This window comes from Streptomyces sp. NPDC026377 (assembly GCF_055567715.1).
The window spans coordinates 165,183-187,816 of record NZ_JBVHPV010000003.1 but is presented as its reverse complement, the minus strand read 5'-3'; the positions used below and the strand labels follow the sequence as shown (position 1 = coordinate 187,816).

General features: G+C 71.8%; 19 protein-coding genes and 1 pseudogene. 8 read left to right on the top strand and 12 right to left on the bottom strand.

The genetic code is table 11. The features are described from left to right. Position 1 precedes the first annotated feature (1 nt). The 6 genes from ACZ4MU_RS08540 to ACZ4MU_RS08515 all read right to left on the bottom strand — a co-directional run bounded on the left by ACZ4MU_RS08540 (position 2) and on the right by ACZ4MU_RS08515 (position 6,254). Positions 2–793 carry a creatininase family protein gene (locus tag ACZ4MU_RS08540; protein ID WP_467872679.1) on the bottom strand — a complete coding sequence of 264 codons (792 nt, stop codon included), beginning with the start codon at positions 791–793 and terminating at the stop codon, positions 2–4. Beyond that, positions 756–1,715 (bottom strand): alpha-hydroxy-acid oxidizing protein, encoded by a 960-nt coding sequence (locus ACZ4MU_RS08535; RefSeq protein ID WP_467872676.1) that lies wholly within the window; start codon positions 1,713–1,715, stop codon positions 756–758. Before ACZ4MU_RS08535 ends, ACZ4MU_RS08540 begins: the two co-directional genes overlap by 38 nt. Further along, positions 1,712–2,260, bottom strand: a complete 549-nt coding sequence (locus tag ACZ4MU_RS08530) for a nucleoside 2-deoxyribosyltransferase (protein ID WP_467872673.1) — start codon at positions 2,258–2,260, stop codon at positions 1,712–1,714. Before ACZ4MU_RS08530 ends, ACZ4MU_RS08535 begins: the two co-directional genes overlap by 4 nt. Next, on the bottom strand, positions 2,257–3,663 hold the full coding sequence (locus tag ACZ4MU_RS08525; protein ID WP_467872672.1) for an aldehyde dehydrogenase family protein: 1,407 nt from the start codon (positions 3,661–3,663) through the stop codon (positions 2,257–2,259). Before ACZ4MU_RS08525 ends, ACZ4MU_RS08530 begins: the two co-directional genes overlap by 4 nt. A gap of 134 nt (positions 3,664–3,797) precedes the next feature. After that, positions 3,798–5,234 (bottom strand): condensation domain-containing protein, encoded by a 1,437-nt coding sequence (locus tag ACZ4MU_RS08520; protein ID WP_467872670.1) that lies wholly within the window; start codon positions 5,232–5,234, stop codon positions 3,798–3,800. A gap of 192 nt (positions 5,235–5,426) precedes the next feature. Then, positions 5,427–6,254 carry a LuxR C-terminal-related transcriptional regulator gene (locus ACZ4MU_RS08515; protein WP_467872668.1) on the bottom strand — a complete coding sequence of 276 codons (828 nt, stop codon included), beginning with the start codon at positions 6,252–6,254 and terminating at the stop codon, positions 5,427–5,429. Between the two features lie 593 nt (positions 6,255–6,847). Here ACZ4MU_RS08515 and ACZ4MU_RS08510 point away from each other — a divergent pair. The 4 genes from ACZ4MU_RS08510 to ACZ4MU_RS08495 all read left to right on the top strand — a co-directional run bounded on the left by ACZ4MU_RS08510 (position 6,848) and on the right by ACZ4MU_RS08495 (position 12,765). Further along, a complete protein-coding gene (locus tag ACZ4MU_RS08510) occupies positions 6,848–8,719 on the top strand; it encodes an ABC transporter ATP-binding protein (RefSeq protein WP_467872666.1) in 1,872 nt (623 codons plus the stop codon). Next, positions 8,719–10,599 (top strand): ABC transporter ATP-binding protein, encoded by a 1,881-nt coding sequence (locus ACZ4MU_RS08505; RefSeq protein ID WP_467872663.1) that lies wholly within the window; start codon positions 8,719–8,721, stop codon positions 10,597–10,599. Before ACZ4MU_RS08510 ends, ACZ4MU_RS08505 begins: the two co-directional genes overlap by 1 nt. After that, positions 10,583–12,136 (top strand): class I adenylate-forming enzyme family protein, encoded by a 1,554-nt coding sequence (locus ACZ4MU_RS08500; protein ID WP_467872661.1) that lies wholly within the window; start codon positions 10,583–10,585, stop codon positions 12,134–12,136. The genes ACZ4MU_RS08505 and ACZ4MU_RS08500 overlap by 17 nt, the downstream gene beginning before the upstream one ends. A 128-nt stretch (positions 12,137–12,264) precedes the next feature. Beyond that, on the top strand, positions 12,265–12,765 hold the full coding sequence (locus ACZ4MU_RS08495) for a VOC family protein (protein WP_467872658.1): 501 nt from the start codon (positions 12,265–12,267) through the stop codon (positions 12,763–12,765). A 51-nt stretch (positions 12,766–12,816) separates the two neighbouring features. On the opposite strand, the gene ACZ4MU_RS08490 is transcribed toward ACZ4MU_RS08495, so the two are convergent. From ACZ4MU_RS08490 to ACZ4MU_RS08480, 3 genes and pseudogenes are all read right to left on the bottom strand, one after another. Next, complete coding sequence (locus ACZ4MU_RS08490; protein ID WP_467872656.1) at positions 12,817–13,245, bottom strand: DUF3592 domain-containing protein; 429 nt, start codon at positions 13,243–13,245, stop codon at positions 12,817–12,819. A gap of 114 nt (positions 13,246–13,359) precedes the next feature. Further along, complete coding sequence (locus ACZ4MU_RS08485; protein ID WP_467873580.1) at positions 13,360–14,274, bottom strand: phosphotransferase; 915 nt, start codon at positions 14,272–14,274, stop codon at positions 13,360–13,362. A 150-nt stretch (positions 14,275–14,424) separates the two neighbouring features. Further along, positions 14,425–14,795: pseudogene (locus tag ACZ4MU_RS08480) on the bottom strand (rhomboid family intramembrane serine protease); the annotation flags it as partial. Here ACZ4MU_RS08480 and ACZ4MU_RS08475 point away from each other — a divergent pair. The 4 genes from ACZ4MU_RS08475 to ACZ4MU_RS08460 all read left to right on the top strand — a co-directional run bounded on the left by ACZ4MU_RS08475 (position 14,706) and on the right by ACZ4MU_RS08460 (position 17,896). Further along, the gene (locus ACZ4MU_RS08475) at positions 14,706–15,098 is read left to right on the top strand and encodes a hypothetical protein (protein ID WP_467873609.1); all 393 of its coding nucleotides are present in this window, start codon (positions 14,706–14,708) and stop codon (positions 15,096–15,098) included. The pseudogene ACZ4MU_RS08480 and the gene ACZ4MU_RS08475 overlap by 90 nt on opposite strands. Before the next feature lie 290 nt (positions 15,099–15,388). Further along, positions 15,389–15,913, top strand: a complete 525-nt coding sequence (locus ACZ4MU_RS08470) for a hypothetical protein (RefSeq protein ID WP_467872654.1) — start codon at positions 15,389–15,391, stop codon at positions 15,911–15,913. 643 nt (positions 15,914–16,556) lie between these two features. After that, positions 16,557–17,081, top strand: coding sequence for a SigE family RNA polymerase sigma factor (locus ACZ4MU_RS08465; RefSeq protein WP_467872652.1), 525 nt, complete (start codon positions 16,557–16,559; stop codon positions 17,079–17,081). Then, complete coding sequence (locus ACZ4MU_RS08460; RefSeq protein WP_467872651.1) at positions 17,081–17,896, top strand: hypothetical protein; 816 nt, start codon at positions 17,081–17,083, stop codon at positions 17,894–17,896. Before ACZ4MU_RS08465 ends, ACZ4MU_RS08460 begins: the two co-directional genes overlap by 1 nt. 105 nt (positions 17,897–18,001) lie before the next feature. Here the strand turns inward: ACZ4MU_RS08460 and ACZ4MU_RS08455 are convergent, their stop codons facing one another. The 3 genes from ACZ4MU_RS08455 to ACZ4MU_RS08445 form a co-directional block, all read right to left on the bottom strand. After that, complete coding sequence (locus ACZ4MU_RS08455; protein WP_467872648.1) at positions 18,002–20,056, bottom strand: pectinesterase family protein; 2,055 nt, start codon at positions 20,054–20,056, stop codon at positions 18,002–18,004. 128 nt (positions 20,057–20,184) lie between these two features. Beyond that, on the bottom strand, positions 20,185–21,639 hold the full coding sequence (locus ACZ4MU_RS08450) for an amidase (RefSeq protein WP_467872646.1): 1,455 nt from the start codon (positions 21,637–21,639) through the stop codon (positions 20,185–20,187). A gap of 80 nt (positions 21,640–21,719) precedes the next feature. Continuing rightward, positions 21,720–22,493 (bottom strand): polysaccharide deacetylase family protein, encoded by a 774-nt coding sequence (locus ACZ4MU_RS08445; protein WP_467872644.1) that lies wholly within the window; start codon positions 22,491–22,493, stop codon positions 21,720–21,722. Positions 22,494–22,634: the final 141 nt, after the last annotated feature.

Here is a 22,634-nt window from a genome sequence, read left to right as displayed (position 1 = left end):
GTCACTCGCTTGCGCGCCGCTCGGGGCGCGGGGACGGGCCGTCCGCGAGGGTCCGCGCCACTCCGTCCATCACATGCCAGAACAGCTCTTCGCCCAGTTCGCCGCTGGCGCCCGAGGTCGTGGTGAGCACCCCCTGGGTGGACATGCGGTCCGCGTCGACGGGGTGGCGGTACACCCCCGCGGCGGGCGGGGTGGGATGGTCCACCCGTATCGGGCGCACCACCTCGGGACGCAGGTACATCATCAGACTGGTCTCGGTCACCCCGGCGTGTTCGGCGTGCCAGCCCGGGAACAGGGGGAGCCGTTTGCGCAGCCACTCCTCCTCCACCAGGCTCCACCAGCTGAAGGCGACGATCTCGGTGGCGGGGAAGGTGCGCGCCGGGTCGAGTCCGTCGATCGCCTCGAACAGCAGGGCCTCGTTCTCGTAGTGCCCGTTGACCACCACCAGACGGGCGGGGGCGAGCCGGGCCAGTCCCCGCAGACACTGGGCGACGTAGTCGATGAAGGTCCCCCCGTCGATGTGGACGGTGCCGGGGAAGCGCAGTCCGCCACCGCTGTGCGGCAGCGATCTGGCGGACAGCGGCTGCCCGGGGAAGAGCACCCCGTCGACGTCGGCCACCAGTTGCCGGGCGAGCGCGTCGGGGATGTCGTAGTCCACCGACAGCGGCAGGTGGGGGCCGTGCTGCTCCAGTCCGCCCACCGGCCACACCAGGGTGGCGCCGCTGAGCGCCGCCGGTGCCTCGGGGCTGGTCAGATCACCGTACGCCGTGACGTTCGTGGTCCGCTGCCGCACGCGCCTCACCCCTTCCGCCGTCGAGGGCCCGCCCCACCACGTCGGCGACGGATCCGCCGCGTGCGCCGAGCCAGGTGTCGAAGCCTTGGCGGATCTCCGCCAGGGTCTGGTGCATGTGTGTGTGCAGCGCGGTGTAGACCTGTACGGCGTCGGCGCCCACGGTGAGGTACTCCGCCACGTCGGTGCCGCTGCGCACCCCGCCGCTGCCCATCACCGGAACGGAGAGGCCGCCGCGCCGCAGTTCGTAGATCGCGGCGAGCACCAGCGGTTTGATCCCGGGCCCCGAGTAGCCGAAGGGGCGGCCCAGGAGCACTTCCCCGGTGTCGGCGGAGACCGCGAGCCCGGCGATGGTGTCGCTGAGGGTGATCGCGTCCGCGCCCGCCTCCACCGCGGCGGCGACGCGCTCGCCCACCTGCTCCCCCACCGCCAGTTTCACGCTGAACGGCAGGGCGGTGGCCCGGCGTACCGCACTGGTGTAGTCGGCGACCCGCCGGGCGCTGTCGGCCAGTCCGCCGTCCTCGTTCAGACACGAGATGCCGAGCTCCAGTGCGCGGCAGCCGGTGTCGGTGACCCGTGCGGCCAGGTCCGCCAGCGCGGCCGGGGAGTCGGCGTGCAGGGAGGCGATGACCGGCAGGTCGTCCTCGGCGAACCGGCCCAGCATGGCGCACCAGGCGTCCAGTCCGCGCCGGGAGTACGTGGTGCTGTTGATCATCCCGATGGGCAGGTGCAGCAGGCGCTCGTCGCCGCCGGGGAGCGGTCCCGGATGGATGGTCTTGGTGACCACGGCGCCGGCGCCGCCGGAGAGCAGGCGGCGTATGTTGCGCTCCTGGTCGGTGAGCAGGCCCGAGCCGACGACGAGGGGGCTGAGGAGCCGCAGCCCGAGGATCTCGGTGGCCGACGCGGTGTGCTCGACGGTCGTCATGGCGTCACCACCGCGTCGCGGCCGAGCTTGCCCAGCCGCAGCAGCAGTTCGCCCGGGCCGCCGCGGCGCAGCTCGGCCAGGTCGACATGGCCGACGTCGGCCACGGACGGCAGTCCGCGCAGCAGATGGCTGGCCGCGTCCGGGACCGGCAGGGTGGTCACCATGATGATGGGGCGGCCCAGGGCCGAGGCCCAGCCCAGTTCGATGTGGGTGCCGTCGGTGCGCATCGGTCTGCCGTCGGCGTCCGTCGGCAGGACGGGGACGAACACGTCGCAGCGGCGCATCCACTCCAGGTCCCGTGCGCTGACGTCCTCCGGTGAGTAGAGCGGTGTCTCCTGGCCGAACTTCTCCACGACATGGGCGGAGAAGACGGTCGCCCCGGCCTGTGCGACCGCGGTGACGATGGTCTGGAGCGTCTCGCGCAACGGCCGGTGGAAGCTGTTGTGTCCCAGCGCGTACTGGATGGGACCGCCGACGAACACACGCAGCCCCGACAGATCGACCAGGCCGGTGCCGGGGTCGCCGCCGGAAACGGTATCGCTCATGCCTTCCCCTCATCTTTCCCGCGGAGCGCGAGGTGGTGGATGGTGATCTGGGTGTATTCCACAAGGCCCCACGGGCCGTACTCGACGCCCGTGCCCGAGTGGCGGTGGCCGCCGAACGGCACGTCGTGCCGGAGGTCGCCGTGGGTGTTGATCCACACCGTTCCGCAGTGCAGGCGCCGGGCCACCGCGGCGCCCTGTTCCGGATCGCCCCACAGGGAGGCGCCCAGGCCGTAGGGCGAGGCGTTGACCCGGGCCGTCACGGTGTCGAGGTCGTCGTAGGGGATCACGGGGATCACGGGGCCGAACTGCTCCTCGTCCTCCAGGCGCGTTCCCTCCGGCAAGTCCGTGACGACGGTGGGCGGATAGAAGTGTCCGGCCCGTTCCAGGGCCCGGCCGCCGGTGACGAGCCGTGCGCCGCGGCGCACCGCGTCGGCCACCAGGGTCTCCACGTGGCCGAGTTGGTCACGGCTGACCAGCGGGCCGAGCTCTGTCGCGGCGTCCAGGCCGTCACCGACGACGGCGGCCTCGGCGAGTGCGGCCAGTGCCGCGGTGAGCGGGGCGTGCTGCTCGCGCGGCACGTAGACGCGTTTGACCGCGGCGCAGAACTGCCCGCTGTTGACCATCGCCCGGTCGAACAGGGACCGTGCCAGGTCCTGTACGTCGGTACCGGGGAGCACGACGGCCGGGTCGTTGCCGCCGAGTTCGAGGACGGTCCTCTTGAAGTCCGCGGCGGCGGAGCGGGCGATGGCGCGGCCGGCGGCGATCGAGCCGGTGAAGGAGATCAGCCGGACCGCGGGGTGCGCGGTGAGCCGGGCGCCCAGCTCGGCGTCGCCGCTGACCACCCGCAGGACGTCGGGCGGCAGGACCCGGCCCAGCGCCTCGGCCATGAGCAGGCTGGAGAGCGGGGTGGCGGGCGAGGGTTTCAGGACGACCGTGTTGCCCGCCAGGAGTGCGGGGGCGATCTTGCACACGGCCAGCAGGACGGGGTAGTTGGACGGGGCGATGGCCGCGACGACGCCGTGCGGCACGCGCTCCAGGGTGACGCGGGCCGCGGGTTCGTCCACGATGCGGTCCGGGTGCAGGGTGAGACCGGCGGTGTGGGCGAACCAGTCGGCGGCCAGACGCACTTCGGCTCGGGCGTGCCGCAGCGGCTTGCCCTGTTCCCGGGTCAGCAGGTCCGCCATGGCGTCCTCCGTGTCCCGCAGCGCGTCCCGGCAGGCCAGCAGATGCCGGCGGCGGCTCTCCCACGGCAGCGCCGCCCACCCGGGGAAGGCCCGGGCCGCGTCGGCCACCACCGCGTCGAGTTCGTCGGCGGTGCAGCGGGGGGCGTGAGCGAACACCGTGCCGTGCGCGGGGTTCTCCACGCCCATCGCGGTCCCGCTGGCCCGTGCTTGTGTGAACACAGTCGACTCCCCCGTCACCCGGTGCCGCGGCATCCCCGCACCCTTGATCGGACAGGTCCCAGTCTCACCACGTGCAAGTGCCCGAGGCATCCTCCGCTTTGGGGCATGCCCGTTCGGCTACGGCCAAGATCCGGTCACCTCCGGGCGGTCGGTCGCGGGGGCCGGGCGGTATGCGGCCACTGCCCCTGGTCGAGCCGGGGCCAGGGGCGTTCGGGCTGCTCGGCGCAGTCCACGAGGAACCTTTCGAGCCGCCGCAGGAAGGTGTGCACCTCTTCCGGCGGCAGGGCGGCGCTCTCGGCGCAGAGAACGAATCTCAGCCATCCGGGGTCGGTGTCGACGACGACCAGGAAGAAGGTCTCCGCCTCCTCGAAGTCGGCAGGGGCGACGACGGTACGGGCCAGAGCGGCACGTATCTCCTCCGCGGGCGCCGTCGCGCCCAGGGTCCGCAGATCGTGGTCGGTGCGGATGTCGTTGAAGCAGCAGGACAGGTGGAGCGGCTCGCCCCTCCTGTCGCCTTCGGCCCGGATCAGCTCATTCGCCCCGTCGGGGTCGAACAGGCCGTTGGCGTACGCGAGGGTGCCCGCGGCGAAGGCGCGGCGTGCGACGGTCCGTACGTCGTCCGCCCGCAGGTCGAGGGTGGTGAGGATCTCTTGGTGCAAGTTGGCCACGGTCCGCTGGAGGGCGGGGTGCGTGCGGTTGGCGGCCAGCAGCCGCAGGGCGCAGACCGGTTGCCCGGAGCGGGCGCCGAGCAGGAGCGCGACCGCCGTCAGGAGCACCGCGGAGGTGCTCACGCGCCAGTGTCCGGCCAGGGCGCGGACGGCCAGGAAGGCGGCCGAGGAGTCCATGGCCGCGCTGTAGCGGTCCGGGCGGCCGGGTCCCCGCGGGGCGGGACGGCCGGGGAACATCGTCAGGGGGGCGCTCGCCAGTTGACGCCGCCAGTGCGTATGGGCCCGGGCCAGCAGGGCACGGCCCTGCGGGGAGCGCTCGAAGGCGGCCTGTTCGACCGGCTGGCGGGTCACGGCGGGCGGCGGGGCCGCGGTGCGGGCGGTCCGCGCGGCCAGCAGGGTCAGGGCTTCCGCGGCGAGGGTACGCATGGACATGAGGTCCGCGGCGAGGTGCGAGACGCAGAAGGCCGCCAGCACGGGCACGTGGTCGGTGACGACGATCAGCGCCCGCAGCGGCGGCCCGTTCCGCAGGTCGAACGTCCTGTCCCTCATCCGCCGTCGCCAGGCGTCGTAGACGAATTGCGCGTTCTCCCCGGGCCCGGTGGAGCATATCTGCGCCTCAAAGGAACCGGACCGTGCGACGCTCTGGACGAGGGTCCCGTCCGGGCCGCAGAAAAAGGCCGTGCGCAGGGACTCGTGTCGGCTGACGAGTTCTCCGCACACGGCGAGAGCGTCTTCCACGGTTCCTTCGCCGGGAAGAAAAACCTCTTGGCAGAAATCGTAGAAGGAACCGTCGGGCATTTCACGGCGGATCAGGTCCCACATGTGCCGCTGAGCACAGGTGGCCGGCGCCGTGACCGACCGGCGACCAAAAAAGGGGACGTCACGTGTCTCGAATTTTTTCACGGCAGGATTTCCTCCGGTCAGCGCCCTCGGACTTTCGCGCTTTCACGCTAGCCGGGGAATCCGGTGAGGAAGACCTGCCCTTTTGGGCATGGCCGGACGGGCAGGCCGCCGGTCCACGGGGGCAGGTAGGCCGCCCGCGACGCGGCCGCGCCGGCGCCCGTCGGGAGTGCCGGTCGTCGGCAGTGCCCTTCGTCAGCAGTGCTGTTCGTCGGCCAGGAAGTGCGCTCCCGGCTCCGCCTCCTCACCCGCGATGCGCCCGGCGGGGACCGGGAGGCGGACATCGGCTCCGCTGCCGGCGAGCTGCACCCGTACGACGCGGCGGTCCGCGGTGGTCCGGTCCGGGAGGGCCGTACGGATCAGGCCGGCGTGGATGGCCAGGACAACCGCGGCCGTCCGGTTCGGCGCGCCGAGTTTGAGCAACAGACTGGCCACCAGCCGTTTGACGCCGTGGCTGGTGATGTCCAGGCGCCGGGCCATCTGTTTGTTGCTCAGTCCTTCGGCGAGCAGCAGCAGCGCCTCGGTCTCGCGGGCGGTGACAGCGATGTCACGTCTTTCCCGCGGAAGCCGGGTGGCACCGGCGCGATCCATCAGGGCGCGGGCGAGCGGGGCAGGCATGGGCACTTCACCTGCTGCCATGCGGCGCAGGGTGCTGTCCACGGCCTCCGCGCTCAGACCTCCCCGCATCAGGAACCCGTCGGCCGCCGGTGGTCCGGTCAGCATCGCCTCGTCCGGATCGGCCTGGCTCAGCAGGACGAGCGTGCTCGGCGGAGGGTAACGGAAGTCGTCAAGCAGATCGGCGTGGGCGTCGTAGTCGGTCTTGGCGACGACGAACACGTCGATCCGGCCGGAGCCCAGCACCTGGCGCGCCTCGCGCCGGTCGGCGCAGTGCCGGGCCTCGCGCACCAGGGCGGACTGGGACAGGGCGGCCCGCAGCTCTTGGCGCGCCACGCGGTCGTGGACAAGAGTCGCGACGACCAGCCGTCGCGACGGGGTGGGGGGTTTGCATGCTAAATCGCTCACCGTACTCCTCCGGATCAAGGCTGTAAGTGGGCATTCCCCGGACGCGGCGACCGTATGCGTCCGGACTAATTCGCTACCGTCGACTCGTGTCGCGAATTTGCCTTGACTATAACAACAGGGACTCAGGAGAACCAGTACCATCCGGCCAATTGCCCCACCAACGAGCCATCATTAAATTTTACAGACCAACAAAGTTAATAAAGCGAGCGAAGCGTAACATTCAGGACATGGCGTGGACATGACCGTCCGGGTCGAGATCTCGAACTTTCCCAGCCACCCGGCCACCCGATCGCCGGTTTCGTTTTTCCGAAAAAACAGCTAACTTCCCCTCTTGACGCACCAGTTGCCCGCCCAGGCTCCCGCCTGCCCGAAAGGGCATGCCACCGGAGCCGGAAAAAACCGGAAGCCCGCCCGGAAAAAGCCGGGGCGGCTCCCGTCGCGGCGTCGTATTCCCGTGGGCAATTCACCGCCCCTCGCGGCAGCCCACGGGAACAGGCCGAGCAACAGACCGAAACAACCCCCGGGAACAAAGGGAGCACCGAACCGTTGACCGCCCACCCCGCCGGCTCCGTGACACCGCACGGGAGAGACCGATGACGACCGACACCGCCGCGCAGACCCGCCCCGCGTCCGCACCGGCGCCGGCCACCGGACCCGAGATGAGCGTGGGCCCCTGGCTCCGCCTGCACATGCGTCACTTCCGCCGGCACATCGCCGTCCATCTGGCGGGCAGTCTGCTCTGGCAGACCCTCACCGCGGCCCTCCCCCTGGTCATCGGGCTCGCCTTCGACGCCGTCCTGAAGACGAACGGGCGGGATCCGGACCTCGGGGCCCTGCACGTGGTGTGCGCCGTGCTCCTCGGCCTGGTCCTCGTCCGGGGCGTCTGCGGCATCGCCTCCACCTACGCCCTGGAGGCCTTCGCCAGCGGCCTGGAACGCGACGCGCGGGCCGGTGTCTTCGCCAGCATGCTCCGCAAGAAACAGGGTTTCTTCAACCGGCACCGCACCGGCGACCTGTCCACCCGCGCCACCGGCGACGCCGAAGCCCTCGGACTGATGGTGTCGCCGGGGTTCGACATGACCCTGGACATGGCGCTCAACACCCTCATTCCCCTGGTCTTCATCGCGGCCGTCGACTGGCGGCTCCTGCTCTTCCCCGGCATCTTCGTCGTCCTGTTCGTCGTCGCCCTCATGGATCACGGGCGCCGCCTCGAACCGGTCTCCGACCTCACCCGCGAGGAGTTCGGCGCGATGTCCGCGCAGGCCACCGAGAGCATCACCGGGATCGAGGCGGTCGAGGCGACCGACGGAGCCGAACGCGAGCAGGACCGCTTCCGCGAGGCCGCCACCGCCTACCGGGACGCCGCCGTGCGCCAGGCACACGTCCAGGCCCTGTCCTTCCCCCCGCTGCTGCTGGCCGTGGCCACCGCGGGCACGCTCCTCCATGCCGCCTTCCTGCTGCGCGACGGCTCACTGAGCGTCGGCCAACTGGTCGCCGTCCTGGGCCTGATGAGCAGCCTGCGGGCCCCCACCCAGCTCGCCTCCTTCAGCATCGGGCTCATCTTCTTCGGCTTCTCCGGAGCCCAGCGCATTCTGGAGATCATCAACGACCGGGCGGGGGAGGACGAGGAAGGCGGCCGGCACACGGCGGCCATCACCGGCGAAGTCGTCTTCGACAACGTCACCTTCGCCTACGGCGACGGCAAACCCGTCCTGCACGACATCTCCTTCCGAGCCGCCCCCGGCACCACCGTCGCGGTCGTGGGCGCCACCGGCAGCGGCAAGTCCACCCTGCTGCACCTGCTCAACCGCACCTATGTGCCCAGCGAGGGACGCGTCCTCGTCGACGGTGTGGCCACCACCGCCTGGGACCCGCGGTCCCTGCGCGGCCAGGTCGCGGTCGTCGAGCAGGACGTGGTCCTGTTCTCCCGCACCATCGCCGAGAACCTCGCCTTCGGCGCCGCGCCGGGAACCGGCCGGGCCCAGCTGGAGGAGGCGGCCCGCACCGCCCAGGCACACGACTTCGTCATGGCGAGCGAGCACGGTTACGACACGGTCCTGGGCGAGCGCGGTATCACCCTCTCCGGTGGCCAGCGCCAACGCCTGGCCATCGCCCGCGCGTTGGTGACCGACCCGCGCATCCTCGCCGTGGACGACGCGACCAGCGCCGTCGACAGCGTGACCGAGCACGAACTGCAGCTCGCGATGCGGCGCGCCGCCACGGGCCGCACCACCTTCCTCGTCACCCCCCGGCTCTCCCGGATCCGCGCCGCCGACCACATCGTCGTCCTCGACGCCGGCCGGATCGTCGGCCAGGGCACCCACGAGCACCTTCTGCACACCTGCGCGCTCTACCGCACCGTCTTCGCGCCGTACACGGCCACCGCCGTGAAAGGAACCGCCACCGCCGCGAAGGGAATCACCACCGCGCCGGTCCAGGCCGGAGCAGAGGAAGGAACCGGCTGATGGCACTCCTGGAAGGCATCGAGGCGGGTGCCGAGGACACGTATGACCGCCACTACGGCGACCGGCAGCTGCTGCGCCGCATCACCCCCTACTTCCAGGGCCGCGGCGGAGCGGTCGCCTTCGTCACCGCCGCAGTGGTCGTGGCCGCCGCCGCGGGCAGTGCCGTACCGGTCCTGCTGGCCCGCACCGTCGACTCCGCCCTGGACGACGACACCCGCTCCGCGATGGCGCTGCTGGCCTCGGCCGTGCTCCTGGCCGGCGCCGCAGCCTGGCTGTTCACCGTCCTCCAGCAGCGCCTCACCGGCACACTGGTCGGCGACGTGGTGCTGAGACTGCGCGAAGACGCCTTCGCCGCGGCCATGCGCCAGGACCTGGCGTTCTACGACACCCACCCCACCGGTCTGGTGGTCAGCCGCGTCACCAACGACACCCAGACGTTCGGGGCACTGCTCTCCCTGGTGCTCTCCCTCATCGGCCAGGTCCTCGTCGTCCTGCTGATCCTGACGGCCCTGTTCGTGATCAACGTGCCGCTGGCGCTGCTCACCACCGCGGTCGCCGCCCTGATCGTCGCGGTCAGCCTCGCCTTCAGGAAACGCGCGCGGACCGCCTCCACCCGCCAGCAGCAAGCCCTCGCCGAGGTCAGCGGATTCGTCCAGGAGACCCTGCGCGGGATCACCGTGGCCCGCAACCACCGCGGCGAGGCGGCGGCCGAGGCGGGGCTGCGGACGGTCAACGACCGCTGGTACCAGGCCAGTGTGCGCCTCAACCGCCTCTTCAGCGGCATCTTCCCGCTGCTCATCTCCCTGACCGGACTGGGCACGGCGGCCGTCGTGCTGGTCGGTGGCCACAAGGTCGCCTCCGGCGACCTCTCGGCCGGTGAATGGGTCCTCTTCCTCGAGGCCCTGGCCCTCTTCTGGTCCCCGGTCGCCGCCATCGCCTCCTTCTGGCAGCAGCTCCAGCAGGGATTGTCGGCCGGCGAGCGCATCTTCGCGCTGATCGACCGGGAACCGGCCGTCCACCAGAGCGCCCAGCTGCCCCCGCCCCGGCTGCGCGGCGCACTGGAGCTGCGCGGTGTCAGCTTCCACTACACCCCCGAGCGCCCCGTGCTGCGCGGCATCGACCTGACGGTGGCCGCCGGGGAGACCGTCGCGCTGGTCGGTCACACCGGGGCGGGCAAGTCCACCCTGGTGCGTCTGCTGACCCGCTCGTACGACTTCCAGGAGGGCAGCCTGCTCGTCGACGGCCAGGATGTGCGCACCTTCGACCTGGCGCGGTACCGGCGGTGCCTCGGGGTGGTCACCCAGACACCCTTCCTCTTCTCGGGCACCGTCGCGGAGAACATCGCGCTGGGCCGGCCGGGCGCCGACCGCGCGGCGATCGAGGCGGCGGCCCACGCGGTGGCCTCCGGCGCCTGGCTGCGGCAGCTGCCCGACGGCCTGGACACACCCACCGACGAAGGCGGACGCAACCTGTCGACCGGCCAGCGGCAGATCGTGGCACTGGCCCGCGTCTTCCTCCAGGACGCCCCGGTCTTCATCCTCGACGAGGCCACCGCCAGTATCGACCCGCTCACCGAGGCCCAGATCCAGGAGGGGCTCGACGCGCTCGCGGCGGGACGCACCACGATCGTCGTGGCGCACCGGCTCCCCACCGTCCGCAAGGCCGACCGCATCGTCGTCGTCGACGGCGGACGGCTGGTCGAGCAGGGCGACCACGCCACGCTCATGCGGCGCGACGGCGCCTACAGCCGCCTCTACCGGCAGTACTTCCACCACCAGCACCCCGACCACGACCCCGCCGACGAGCCCTTCGGCAGCGAACGGGCACCGGCCGGCGCGGGGGCGCACCCAGCGGAGGCCAGCGATGCCGTCGACCACTGAATCCCCCGCCACGCCGTGGGAGCTCATCGAGTGCGCCGCCCACCTCTCCCCCGACGCCACCGCCGTACGTCAGGGGGCCCGGACGCTCACCTTCCGCGAACTCGCCGAGCGCGTGCGGACCGCTGCGCACCGCCTGCGCACCCGGCTTCCGGCCGACGGCGAGGGAACCGTCGGGCTGCTCTTCGACAACACGCTCGAAGGCACGGTGGCCTTCCTGGGCACGCTGCGCGCGGGCGTCCCCCTCACGCCGCTCGAACCCGACAGCGCGGAGTCCGCCCTGCTACGCGTCCACCGGGACCTCGGCCCCCTCCACCTCGTCGGCCAACAGGCCGGACTGCGCCCCCTGGCCCGTGCCGACGCCGCCTCGGCCGACCGGTGGCAGGGCGGTGTCCTCATCGACGTGGACGAGCTGACCGCCCCGCCGGGCACGGCCGGAAACCCGGCGCCGCTGCCCGTGGCGGTTCCCGATGCCCCCGCGCTCCACCAGTACACCTCCGGCTCCACCGGCGAGCCGAGGGCCGCCGTGCACTCCCAGCGCGACCTGGTGCTCGGCGGCGGGATCTACGCGCACACCTATGCCGTCACCCCGGCCGACCGCGTTCTGGCCGCGGTGCCCCTGCTGCACTCCTTCGGCATGGTCGCCGCGCTCACCACCGCGCTGTACGCCCGCGCCGAGCTCGTCCTGCTCGGCCGGTTCACCCCGGCCGACATGCTGCGGACCATGCGGGGACGCGCCTGCACCATCGTGGTGGGAACCCCGCTCGCGTACGACCTGGCGGCCCGCTCCGCGGCCTCGTGGCGCGAGACGTCCCGCCCCGGCGAGACCGTACGGCTGTGTCTGTCCTCCGGGGCGCCCCTGCCCGCGGAGGTGGCCGGCCGTTTCGCCCAGCACTGCGGCCCGGCCGTCCAGCAGATCTACGGAAGCACCGAGGCGGGTGTCATCGCCGCACAGCTCCCCCGGCCGGACGGCGCGGCCGACGCCGGCGTGGGAAAGCCAGTGCGGGGGGTGCGGATCCGGCTCGTGGACGAGGAGGGCAGGCCCGTCCCCTTCGGCGGCACGGGCGCCCTGCTGGTGCGCACCCCTGCCATGTTCAGCCGCTACCTGGGTCACCCGGGGCCTTCCGAACGGGCCTTCCGCGACGGCTGGTACGTCACCGGCGACCTGGCGCGCCTCGACCGCGAGGGCCGGCTGCACCTGGTGGGCCGCAAGGAGTCCTTCGTCAACGTCGGTGGCAAGAAGGTCAATCCCCTGGAGGTCGAAGCGGTCCTGCTGGCCCACCCGGGCATCGCGGAGGCCGTGGTCTGGGGGGAGCCGGTGGAGGGGCGGACCAGCGAACGCGTACGGGCCGCCGTCGTGCCGCGCTCCCCCCTCAGCGCCGCCGCGATCGCCGCGCACTGCCGGGAGCGGCTCCTGGCCCACCAGGTGCCCGCGAAGATCGAATTCGTGGCGTCCCTGCCCAGGACGTCCCTGGGAAAGATCCGCCGCGCGGCCGTGGCCGCAGCCGCCCCCGTGCCGCATCAGGACGACCCGGCCTGATCCGACGGGCAGGATCCGGCCGTACGCGCACCCACGGCATCCGAGGTGTTTACTTGAAGTCTCACATTGTTTTATCGTCGCACCCGAGGCCGTCACCCCGCGCCTCGCCGCCCCTCAGGGAGAGCCCCATGCCGGTACGCCGCCTCAACCACGCGGTGCTGTACGTACGCGACGTCGCGCGAGCCGTCGAGTTCTACACGGACGTCTTCGGCTTCCACCTCGACGTCGACATCCCCGGCCGCGCCGCGTTCCTCAGCGCCGAGGGCACCCTCAACGACCACGACCTCGGCCTGTTCTCCGTCGGCCCGGACGCGCCCGGGCCCGAGCAGGGCCGGGTCGGCCTCTACCACCTGGCCTGGGAGGTGGGCACACTCGGCGAACTCGTGGAGATCGCCGAGAAGCTCACCGGGCGAGCTGCCCTGGTCGGCTCCACCGACCACCTCGTGTCGAAGTCCCTCTACGCCAAGGACCCCGACGGCAACGAATTCGAGATCATGTGGCGCGTACCGCGTGAGGACTGGCCGGCCCCGGCCGAGAAGGCCCGCCTCGGCGCACTCGACCTCGACGCGTCGCTCAGGCGCTGGGGCCCCGACCTCAAGACGGGCGCGGCGGCCGGATCCGCGACCTGATACGCCCGGACCTCCGGGCGCGGAGTCCCAGGCGCCGACCCGGAGGGTGTGTCAGAGGGTGCAGAGCCACCCGAGCAGGACGGTTGTCACGGTCCCCCCGGTGAACACGGCCCCCAGTACGGCAAACAGCCGGTCGACGACCGTCGAGTCCCAGCCCACGATCTCGAACCGGTGCGGCGCCCGCGGGTCGTAGAGAACCGTGACGTTCGCCCCCACGTGGAAACGGTTCTCGACGCGCGCCCGGCCGAAGCGGGACGAGTGCTCGCAGGCGCGCCCGTCCCCGGTCGTCCAGGCCGCGACCGGGTGGTAGAACTTGCCGCCCTCGTCGCTGCGCGCGAGCTGGTGGCGGACGATCCTGCCCCGGGCAGTGACACCGTTCAGCCGCAGCGCCTTGGCGCGGCGGAGCCCGTATACGCCGATGCTGAGGAAACTCACGCCGAGCGTCAGCGGGATGAGGGCGATGAACCATTCGCGTCGCATGTGTGGCGTGACGCCTGAGCTGGGGTTTTGGTTGCGGGAAACACTGTGGGAATCCCCATGCCGTGCGGGCGGCTTCCCCTCTCCCGACGCGACGCGCGAGAAGCGGTCCTCCCGTCAGGGGCGGGCCGTCGCGATGAGGCGTCTCAGCGCGGCGCGGGCGGGCGGCCCCCAGGTGGGCTTGCCCCCGGGGTGGCCCCGCACGCCCGCCTCTCCGATGAGAGCGCAGCTGAGGGCCTTCAGAACCGCCCAGCCCCGCGCGCGGCGCCGCGTCGCCGCGTCCGCGGCCGGCTGATAGGCGTCGTGGAAGCGGTCGACGGCGCCGTCCGGCAGCAGGAGCCACGCGCCGGCCAGGTCGCAGGCCGGATCGCCCGCGAAGAGGTCACCGAAGTCGATGACACCGCAGAACGTGCTGGCGTCGGTGAGGACGTTGGCGGGGTGCAGATCGCCGTGGAGCCAGAGTGCCGGCCCGGTCCAGTCGGGCGCCGCGAGGGCGTCCGCCCAGACGGCTCGGACGGCGTCGGGGTCGGGAACCAGCCCGAACCCGGTCGCCGAGGCCAGCGCCCGGTCGAACCCCTCGGCCTGGTCGATCAGCGGGCCGCCACGGCCGCGGCCTGCCGGAGCCCCGTCCGGGGCCGGATGGTGAAGAGCCGTCAGAAACCCGGCCAGGACGTCCACCGCCCCGGCGCGCGTGGCAGGGGCGCGGTCGGCGGGTGTTCCCGGCACCCATGTGGTGACGATCCACGGCCGCGGAAACCGGTCGGTCGGCTCGCCGAGGTGCTGTGGGACGGGCACCGGCAGAGGAAGACGCGGGGCCAGCACGGGCAACCAGGTGTGCTCCTTGCGCAGCAGCTCGTCCGCCGACTCCGTCGCCCAGGGCAGACGGACGGCGAGGTCGTCGCCGACGCGCCACAGCTGGTTGTCCCAGCCGCGCGCGCCAAGCCGCACAGGGCGGTCGGCCAGGTCGGGGTGGTGGTCACGCAGCAGATCGCGGACCAGCTCCGCGGTGACGTCCGTGGTGGTGTGACTCATGCGGCGCCACGATAGCCGGACGCCGACAGGCCGTTCTTGACGCCTGCCCGCCGGGATCCCCTCGGGCTCGGGTGGCGGGATCGTCCCCCGCCTCAGCGGCAGGGCGAGGACCACGCCGGTCACGAATCCCACCACGTGCGCGAGGTAGGCCACGGTTCCCGCGTCGGAGACACCGCCGCCGTACGAGTAGAGGGCCTGGAGCGCGAACCAGAACCCCAGGACCGCCCAGGCGGGCAGCCGCAGCGGCAGGAAGACCAGAAACGGGACGAGCACCCAGACCCTGGCCGTGGGACAGAGGACCAGATGGGCGCCCAGCACCCCCGCGATCGCTCCCGACGCCCCGATCAGCGGGGCGGACGAGGAGGGGTTGACCAGCGCGAAGCCGTAGGCGGCCGTGTACCCGCACACAGGTAGAACAGCGCGTACCGGACGTGACCCAGCCGGTCCTCGATGTTGTTCCCGAAGATCCACAGGAACAGCGTGTTGCCAAGCAGATGCAGCCAGCTTCCCTGCGGGAACATCACCGTCAGCACGGACAGCGCCGGTTCCTTGGTGCAGTCCGCTGGGCCGACCACGCATCCGGGGCCCGCCGCGCCCCCTCCGGTCTGTCCGGTGGCCACCAGCGCGGGCACACGACCGTGGATCAGCTCCTGCGGTACGGCCGCCCAGCGATCCAGGAACGCCTGCAGGTGGCACAGCTGGGACAGGCTGTCGTCCCGGCCGGTGACCCGGCCATTCCGGGCGTTCGCAGGAACACCACGAGGTTCGCCGCCACCAGCGCGTACGTCACCCAGGGCGTACGCCTGACCGGGTTGATGTCATGAACCGGGACCACCACCCGCCCGGCCTCCTCTCCGGCGACGACGTACCCCAGGCGCCCCGCTGTCCACCGTCACGCAGGACGGGCTTCCGGGCCGCCCGCCCCTGGCCGCGAGCGTCGCCCCCGGTGACGGCCGGGGGCGGCCGGGGGGGTGTCGAGCGGCACTCCCCCGGGTACTCGTGACGCGCTCGGACACCCCCGAAACCGTCGGAGTGGAGCGGTACGGCTGTCACCGCGCGCCGCGGGACCACCAACCGCTCGCTCCGGCTCGCACCGCATTGAAGGGACACCCTGATGAGCACCCGTGCAACGCGCTCGCGTCAGGCACACGGCACAGGCTCCGACCTGCTCGCCATCTACCTCAACGATCACCTGCTCGGTGCCACCGTGGGCGTCGAACGCGCCCGCTACCTCGCCGAGCAGTGCACGGACCCGGAGGTCACCAAGAGCCTGGCGCCCATCGCGAAGGAGATCGCGGAGGACCGCAAGAGCCTGGTGGACATCATGCGGCGACTCGACATCCCCATCCGCCGCTACAAGGTCTACACGGGACGGCTGGCCGAACGGGTGGGACGGCTGAAGAGCAACGGCAGCCTGGTGCGCCGGTCCCCCCTGAGCACCATGGTGGAGCTGGAGTTCCTCCGCCTGGGAGTGGAGGGCAAAGCCGCCTGCTGGCAGACCTTGCGAGAGCTGACCGACACCGAGGAGCGTCTCGAAGCCCAGCGCCTCGACGTCCTGGCCGACCGGGCGACCCGTCAGCTGAGCAATCTGGAGGAGCTGCGCCGGCGCCAGGCCAGGAAGGTCTTCGCCGACAAGTGAGCGCCCCGCGGGCACCGGCCACGCGCGCTGCTCGCCACCGTTCTCCAAGTCGGGCCCGACGGAGGGCTGTCAGGGCTCCGTCCGTCGGCCCTCGGAGGCGCACGTGAGCCGGAGGAACCTGTGGTGCACGCACTACCCGGCCCTGGATCCCCCCAGGGCCGGGGCTCCTGGACCGGGGTCGACGAGGTGTGACCCAGATCGCAGGGCTTTCCCTCTTTCACCGGCAACCCCGCGACCTGCGGCGGCAACTGAGGGGGCGACAGAGCGGTACTCCGCACTCCACCTCCGCACAGGGACCCCCGACCGATGACCCCTTCCTCCCTCCGCCGCCTCCTCCCCGCCCGACGTGAAGCGGAAGCCGGTCCTGTCCAAGGGGCCGGAGTCGTCCGCCGCGGGCCTGCCCGCCTCCCTGGCCCGGCGCGCGGGTCCGGGTGTCCTGCACTGACCCCCCGCCCCGATGCCCGCTCGGGCGTGCCCGTCCCGCCCGGGCGGCGGGGCAGATCCCAGGACGAAGCGGCCCCCGCACCCCATGGAGAGAGCTGACCGAATGCTTGGTATGCTCACCGGCCCCGCCCCCAACGGCGGGCAAGAACACCGGCGCTGGCTCGGGCCGAGCACGAGCACACCCCACGGAGACTCCCGTATGGCCCTTGACGACGCGTCCGCGGAGTTCCACGACTTCTTCGAGCGCCACCACGCGGAACTCGCCCGCCTCGCCTACTTGTTGACCGGCGAGGCGGACACCGCCGACGACCTGGCCGCCGACGCCTTCGTCGCGCTCTGGCACCGCTGGGACCGGGTCCGGAGCGCCGACCACCCGGTGGCGTACGCCCGCGGCGTGGTCGCCAACATGGCGCGTGGCCGCATCCGCGCCCTCACCCGTGAACGGCGCCGCATCCACCTCTTCTGGGCGTCCCTGCCCGGCCGCGCGCACCACCCCGACGTGGAGGCGGTCGTGGACGTGCGCCGCGCGCTGGCGCGGCTGCCGTTCCGCAAGCGCGCGTGTGTCGTGCTGCGCCACGCCCTGGACCTGTCGGAGAAGGACACCGCCCTCGCCCTCGGGACCTCGGTCGGTACGGTGAAGAGCCAGACCTCCAAGGGCATGGCCGAGCTGCAGCGCCTCCTCGGGGCGCAGGCCGCCGAGGAACTGAGCGGAACGAGGAACTGATGGAGGACCTGAAGCGCCGCCTCCGGGAGGCCGCGGCGGCCCACGAGCCCGACCGGGACGCCATGCTGGCGCGTGTGCGGCACGGCATGTCCCGCGACCGCGCCCCCAGCCGCCGTGCCGGCGGGCCGCTGTCCTGGTCCCGCGTCACCCTCGCCACCCTCGCCTCGGCGACCGCGCTGGTGGCGGGTGGCTATGCGATCGCCACGACCGTCCCCACCGGGGGCCCGGGGCGCGAGGTCGCCTCCGTCCCGGCGGCACCCTCACCGCCGTCCACGACGGACGGCCCCCGCACTCCTTCCGCCCCGCCCTCACCCCCGCGCGCGACGGACAGCGGCCGCACCCCTTCCGGGCCGGCCTCACCCCCGGCGACGAAGGGCGCTACCCACGACCCGTCCGCCCAGGACGCATCGCCCCGCCCTCAGGACGGCCCGCTGCGGTCCGAGGGCGCGGTCGACCCGCACGCCAACGCCTACTGGGCGCAGAGCAACCTCACCTTCCACACCGGCGTGCCCCTGACGGCACTCACGGTGGAGGTCCGCATCGCGCAGACGGGCGGCGTGGCCTCCACCGGCGCGTGGCGGACCCTGCCCGCGAACGACTTCACGCTCACCACCGTCGACAAGGGCGGCGCCCTCACCTACCGGTGGACCCTCAAGCCGGGCCGGACCGTACCGCCGGGGCGGCACGTCTTCGCCGTGCAGTACAACCACGCGCCCGGCCCGCGAACGGCGACCGGCGATGTCTACACCGCCTCGGCCACGACGGCGCAGGGGCAGCGGCACACCGTCACGGGCCGGTTCGGCGCGGCGCGCTGAGGCAGGCCCGACCACGGCGCGCCCGCCGCGCCGGCAAGAGACCGGGGAGCCCGGCAGTCGTACGAGGACACGGCTGCCCGGCTCCCTCCTTGTCTTCCCGACGGTTTACGGAGTCCAGTCGCCCAGCCAGTCCGAGACCTGCTGGTTGGCGGCCTGAGCGTCGGTCAGATGGGGGCGGTCGGCGCTCTTGGGACCGGCGCCGGGGCCGGTGTTCATGTACTCGGCGAAGCGGTCCTGCTTCCAGGAGAAGCCGCCCATGTCGCTCCAGGGAGTGCGCTTGATCGCGGCGCTCAGGGTGGAGTCGCGGACGGTGGCCTGGGGGTCGACGGTCGTGTCCCCGCCGGGATGCCAGTTCCGGCCGAGGGAGAAGGAGGAGGCGGTCACATCGCCGTTGACCGTGGAGCGGTTGATGAGGATGCCGTGGCGGCCCGCCGGGGTGCTCGGGGCGGTGATGTATCCGGCCGAGCTGCCGTTCCAGCGCTTCTTGAGCGTGATGACCGACTGGTCGACCACGGCGGTGGCACGGCCGAAGATGAAGTCGACGTTGCCGACGATGTAGGAGTGGGTGACGTACACACGGCCGGGCTTGTCCTTCGCCGCGGTCTCCATCTCCAGGGTGTCCTGGTCGCCGGTGACGATGAGACCGTTCAGTACGATCCTGTCCCCGGTCGTGAGCAGGGCGACGGCCTGGTGGTCCTTGAGGGACTGGTGCGCGGCCTCGTCGAAGTCGTTGGAGACGGTCAGGTTGCGCATCTGGGAGTCGTCCGAGCGGATGGCGACCGTGGCACTGCCCGGCGTGCCGTACGTGCCCGAGCCGTCCGGCTTGCGCATACCGGCCGCGTTGCCGTACACGATCACCGTGTCCTTGCGGCTCTTGCCCGAGCCCTGGATGGTGACGTGCGGCTTGTTCGCCGGAACGTCGACCGTCTCGCGGTACGTACCGGGCTTGACGGAGATGACGACGCGAGAGGTGTTGCCGACGGGCACGGCGTCCACCGCGGCCTGGACCGTCCTGTACTGGCCGGTGTTGTCCTTGGCGACGGTGAGCGTCTTGACGGCGGCGGCGTTGGTGACGGCCGCCTTGCCCCAGGATCCGCGCGGGCCGGCGCCGGACTTCACGAGCGCGGGCACGTCGCCGGCCGCGTCGGCGGTGTAGCGGTAGTACTTCTTCGGGTCGAAGGCCGTACCGCCGCCGCTCTCGTTGCGCCCGCTCGTGCCCGAGAAGAGGTTGCCGCGCTGGACGAGGGCTGCGCCGGAGTCCCTGATCACCGGGTTGTTCATGCCCTGGAAGTAGGAGTTCTCCAGCACCATCCGCGTCCTGCCGCGTGCGTAGTTGCCGTAGGCGGACTTGATGGTCGTGCCGGGGACGTCTTCCAGGAAGTTGTTGTAGAGGTGTGCGTGGGCGGCGTTGTCCGTCGAGGGGTTGCGCTGCTCGGTCTCGCGGATCCAGTTGTGGTGGACCGTGATGTCGGTGACGACGTTCGGCGTCCATCCGATACCGAAGGCCTTGTTGGCGTTGCCGAGCCTGTTCCAGGACACCGTCACACAGGTGCTGTCCTTGCGGACGTCGATCAGGCCGTCCGCGGTGTGCCGCAGGTCGTTGTGGTCGATCCACACATGGTGGGCGCCGTCCATCTGGACGGCGTCGAAGTCGTGCTCCTTGTCGTTCCAGACGCCCTGGTAGGAGTCCCGGATCGTCAGGTTGCGGATGATGACGTTGTGCACGCCCTGACCGAGGAAGAAGCCACCGCCGACGATGTGCCCCAGCGTCCCGGAGCCGATGATCGTCTTGTGCGAGGCGACCTTGATCTCCTTGCCGACGGGCGCCATGTTGATCGTGCCGGCGACGACGATGACGTACGGCTCCGGGGCGGTGGCGTACTTCTCCAGGTCGGCGAGCGTCCTGACGGTGACGGTCTTGCCGTCGCGACCGCCGTAGGTGCCGTTCTGCCCGAGAGCGTTGACGGAGGCGAACCCGTCGGCGGCGGCGGTCGCCCACGTCGGGGCGTCCGCCGCCGCGGCCTTCTCCTCGTCACCCAGTCCCAGTCCGAACACGGACCCGTACGCCAGAACGCCGGAAGCGGCCAGTGCCAGCGGCACGCCGATGGCCAGGGCCTTGTGCGGTCTGCGGTGCCGGGACGTGCGGCGGGTCGAACTCATATGCGGCTTCCGTTCCTTGAAGAGGGAGGATCGGTGTGTGGTCGCCGCCGGAGTTCAAAAGGTTGCCGTGTTCGGCCAGAAGATTGTCCCCTCCACGGGGTGACACCGCCCTCACTCCCGTCGGCTCTCTACCGCGGCGGTGCCTGGAAACCCCCGATCTCGCGTTCGAGCAGTTCGGCCAGGCGAAGCGGGGTGCGGTCCTCGAACATCGGGCCGATGAGCTGCACTCCCACGGGCAGCCCCTCGGGGGACCGGCCCGCGGGCACGGCAGTGGCCGGCAGACCGGGCATGGTGGCCACACCGGCCCAGACGAGCTGGTCCAAGTACGGGTGGTCGACGCCGTCGATGTCGAGCCGGCGCTCCAGTGAGTCGGGGTGGTGGTCGTGCGGGAACGCGGGAGTGGGCGTGACGGGACACACCACGGCGTCGTACTCCGCGAAGAGCCGCCGCCAGGCGTGGCGGTGGAGTTCGCGGCGGCCGTTCGCCTCCATCCAGTCGCGGTGGCTGAACACCATCGCGCGCAGCCGCTCCGCGCCGAGGCTTCGGTCCTCCGCGTCCAGCCGGGCGGTGTCGGCGCGCAGCCGCTCGTACTCCTCGTCGGGGAAACGCGCGACGACGCTGGAGAACAGCAACTGCGTGTACACCCTCGCGCCTTCCGCCAGGTCGGGCAGCAGCGGACTGTGCCGCTCGACGCGGGCGCCAGCCCCGGTCAGGGCGTCGGCCACCCGCTTGACCCCCGCCCGTACGGCGGACCCGGTGGGGATGAGCGGGTGCTCCTCCAGCACCAGGACCCGGAAGTCGCCGAGCCGCTCGTGGCGCGCGGGCGGCAGTGCCACGTCGTAGGCCGTGCCGAGCGTCAGTGGGTCCGCACCGGCCATGACGTCCAGCAGGAGCGCGAGGTCGCGGGCGGTGCGCGCCATGGGGCCGACGACGGCGAGGTCGTGGGTGACCGGCAGGGCCGGAGCGGGCGGCGGGGTCATACCGCGGTCGGCCACCAGTCCGAGCGACGGCTTGTGCGCGTAGACACCGCAGAAGTGCGCGGGCGTGCGCAGCGAACCGGCGATGTCGGAGCCGATGGACAGCGGACCGAACCCGGCGGCCAGGGCCGCCGCCGATCCGCCGGAGGAGCCACCCGCCGTGCGGGCGTGGTCCCAGGGGTTGTTGGTCGTGCCGTAGATCTCGTTGAAGGACTGCACGTCCTGGAGCGCCACGGGCACGTTGGTCTTGCCGAGGACCACCGCGCCCGCCGCCTTGAGCCGCGCCACTTGGACCGCGTCCTCGTCCGGTATGAAGTCCCGGTGGGGCGTCATGCCCCAGGTCGTGGGCAGTCCGGCGATGTTGTAGGACTCCTTGACCGTCACCGGGACACCGAGCAGCGGGCGGTCCTCGCCGCGGGCGCGCGCCTGGTCGGCGGCGCGCGCGGCGGCCCGGGCACGGTCGAAGTCCGGCACGCAGATCGCGTTGATGGTCTTGTCGTCCCGCTCGATACGGGCGATCGCGTCGTCGGTCAGTTCCGCCGAGGTCACGTCACCGGCACGCAGGGAGGCCGTGAGTTGCTCGGCCGTCGCATAGGTCCACTCCATGAATCCGACCGTACCGGCCCCCCTGCGAGGGCATGAAATACCGTTTCGTACAACAGGTTCGAGGGCCGGACCGGGTGCCGTCAGTGCACCGGGAAGCCGAAGGAGTATCCCTGTTCCTTGAGCCGGGGAAGAATGCGGCGCAGGGCTTGGACCGTCTGGGTACGGTCTCCTCCGGCGTCGTGGAAGAGGAGCGTCGGGCCGTTGTGCAGTTCCCGTTCGACGGTGGCGACGATGGCGTTGGTGCCGGGGCGCTCGAAGTCCTTGCTGTCCACGTTCCAGCCCAGCGGCCGCATGCCCCGGGAGGCGGCGAGCTCGCGGCTGTAGGGGGTGAAGGCCCCGCCGGGCGCCCGGTAGTACATCGGCCGTACGCCCCCGGACGCCTTGGTGATCATGCGTTCGGCGTCGAGGATCTGTTGCGACTGATAGGCCTGGGACTTCTTGTCCATGGCGGTGTTGTGCGACACCGAGTGGTCGCAGAGGCGGTGTCCGGCCGCGACGACCTTCTTCACGAGGTCGGGGTGGGCCTGCGCCTGCGTGCCCACCATGCAGAAGGTGGCCTTAACCCCGTACTCCCGCAGCACGTCGAGGACTTGCGGGGTCCAGCGGGGGTCGGGGCCGTCGTCGATGGTGATGTTGACGCCGTGCGCCCCCGCCTCGGAGGAGTGCGCGATGGTCGTAGCGACCCGCTTGGCCTCACTCGTCCGTGTGGCGGAGGCGGACACCTTGGGGGACGGTTCGTCCGCGGGGCCGGCCTGGGCGGTCCAGACGGAAGCACCGGTGGCGAGCACCGTCACCCCGATCGCCGCCCCGATCATCTTGCCGTACCAAGCCCGCCCGCCGCCGTGCCGTGCCATGTCCGCCCCTTTGCGCAGTGCCTCGCCCTACCCCGGTCGCCCTGCGACCAACTGGCAGGACGAGAAACCGAGGTTAAGGGATGCGCCCGTTACGGATCACGGACATTTCCGGGATGGATCGCGGACAACTCCTCGCGAACG

What these genes read in the sequence shown, in the direction of transcription:
- ACZ4MU_RS08530 (WP_467872673.1), bottom strand. Translation starts at nt 2,260, where the DNA reads ATGAGCGATACCGTTTCCGGCGGCGACCCCGGCACCGGCCTGGTCGAT.
- ACZ4MU_RS08465 (WP_467872652.1), top strand. Translation starts at nt 16,557, where the DNA reads ATGGCCCTTGACGACGCGTCCGCGGAGTTCCACGACTTCTTCGAGCGC.
- ACZ4MU_RS08485 (WP_467873580.1), bottom strand. Translation starts at nt 14,274, where the DNA reads ATGAGTCACACCACCACGGACGTCACCGCGGAGCTGGTCCGCGATCTG.
- ACZ4MU_RS08445 (WP_467872644.1), bottom strand. Translation starts at nt 22,493, where the DNA reads ATGGCACGGCACGGCGGCGGGCGGGCTTGGTACGGCAAGATGATCGGG.
- ACZ4MU_RS08535 (WP_467872676.1), bottom strand. Translation starts at nt 1,715, where the DNA reads ATGACGACCGTCGAGCACACCGCGTCGGCCACCGAGATCCTCGGGCTG.
- ACZ4MU_RS08490 (WP_467872656.1), bottom strand. Translation starts at nt 13,245, where the DNA reads ATGCGACGCGAATGGTTCATCGCCCTCATCCCGCTGACGCTCGGCGTG.
- ACZ4MU_RS08470 (WP_467872654.1), top strand. Translation starts at nt 15,389, where the DNA reads ATGAGCACCCGTGCAACGCGCTCGCGTCAGGCACACGGCACAGGCTCC.
- ACZ4MU_RS08455 (WP_467872648.1), bottom strand. Translation starts at nt 20,056, where the DNA reads ATGAGTTCGACCCGCCGCACGTCCCGGCACCGCAGACCGCACAAGGCC.
- ACZ4MU_RS08500 (WP_467872661.1), top strand. Translation starts at nt 10,583, where the DNA reads ATGCCGTCGACCACTGAATCCCCCGCCACGCCGTGGGAGCTCATCGAG.
- ACZ4MU_RS08510 (WP_467872666.1), top strand. Translation starts at nt 6,848, where the DNA reads ATGACGACCGACACCGCCGCGCAGACCCGCCCCGCGTCCGCACCGGCG.
- ACZ4MU_RS08505 (WP_467872663.1), top strand. Translation starts at nt 8,719, where the DNA reads ATGGCACTCCTGGAAGGCATCGAGGCGGGTGCCGAGGACACGTATGAC.
- ACZ4MU_RS08460 (WP_467872651.1), top strand. Translation starts at nt 17,081, where the DNA reads ATGGAGGACCTGAAGCGCCGCCTCCGGGAGGCCGCGGCGGCCCACGAG.
- ACZ4MU_RS08450 (WP_467872646.1), bottom strand. Translation starts at nt 21,639, where the DNA reads ATGGAGTGGACCTATGCGACGGCCGAGCAACTCACGGCCTCCCTGCGT.
- ACZ4MU_RS08495 (WP_467872658.1), top strand. Translation starts at nt 12,265, where the DNA reads ATGCCGGTACGCCGCCTCAACCACGCGGTGCTGTACGTACGCGACGTC.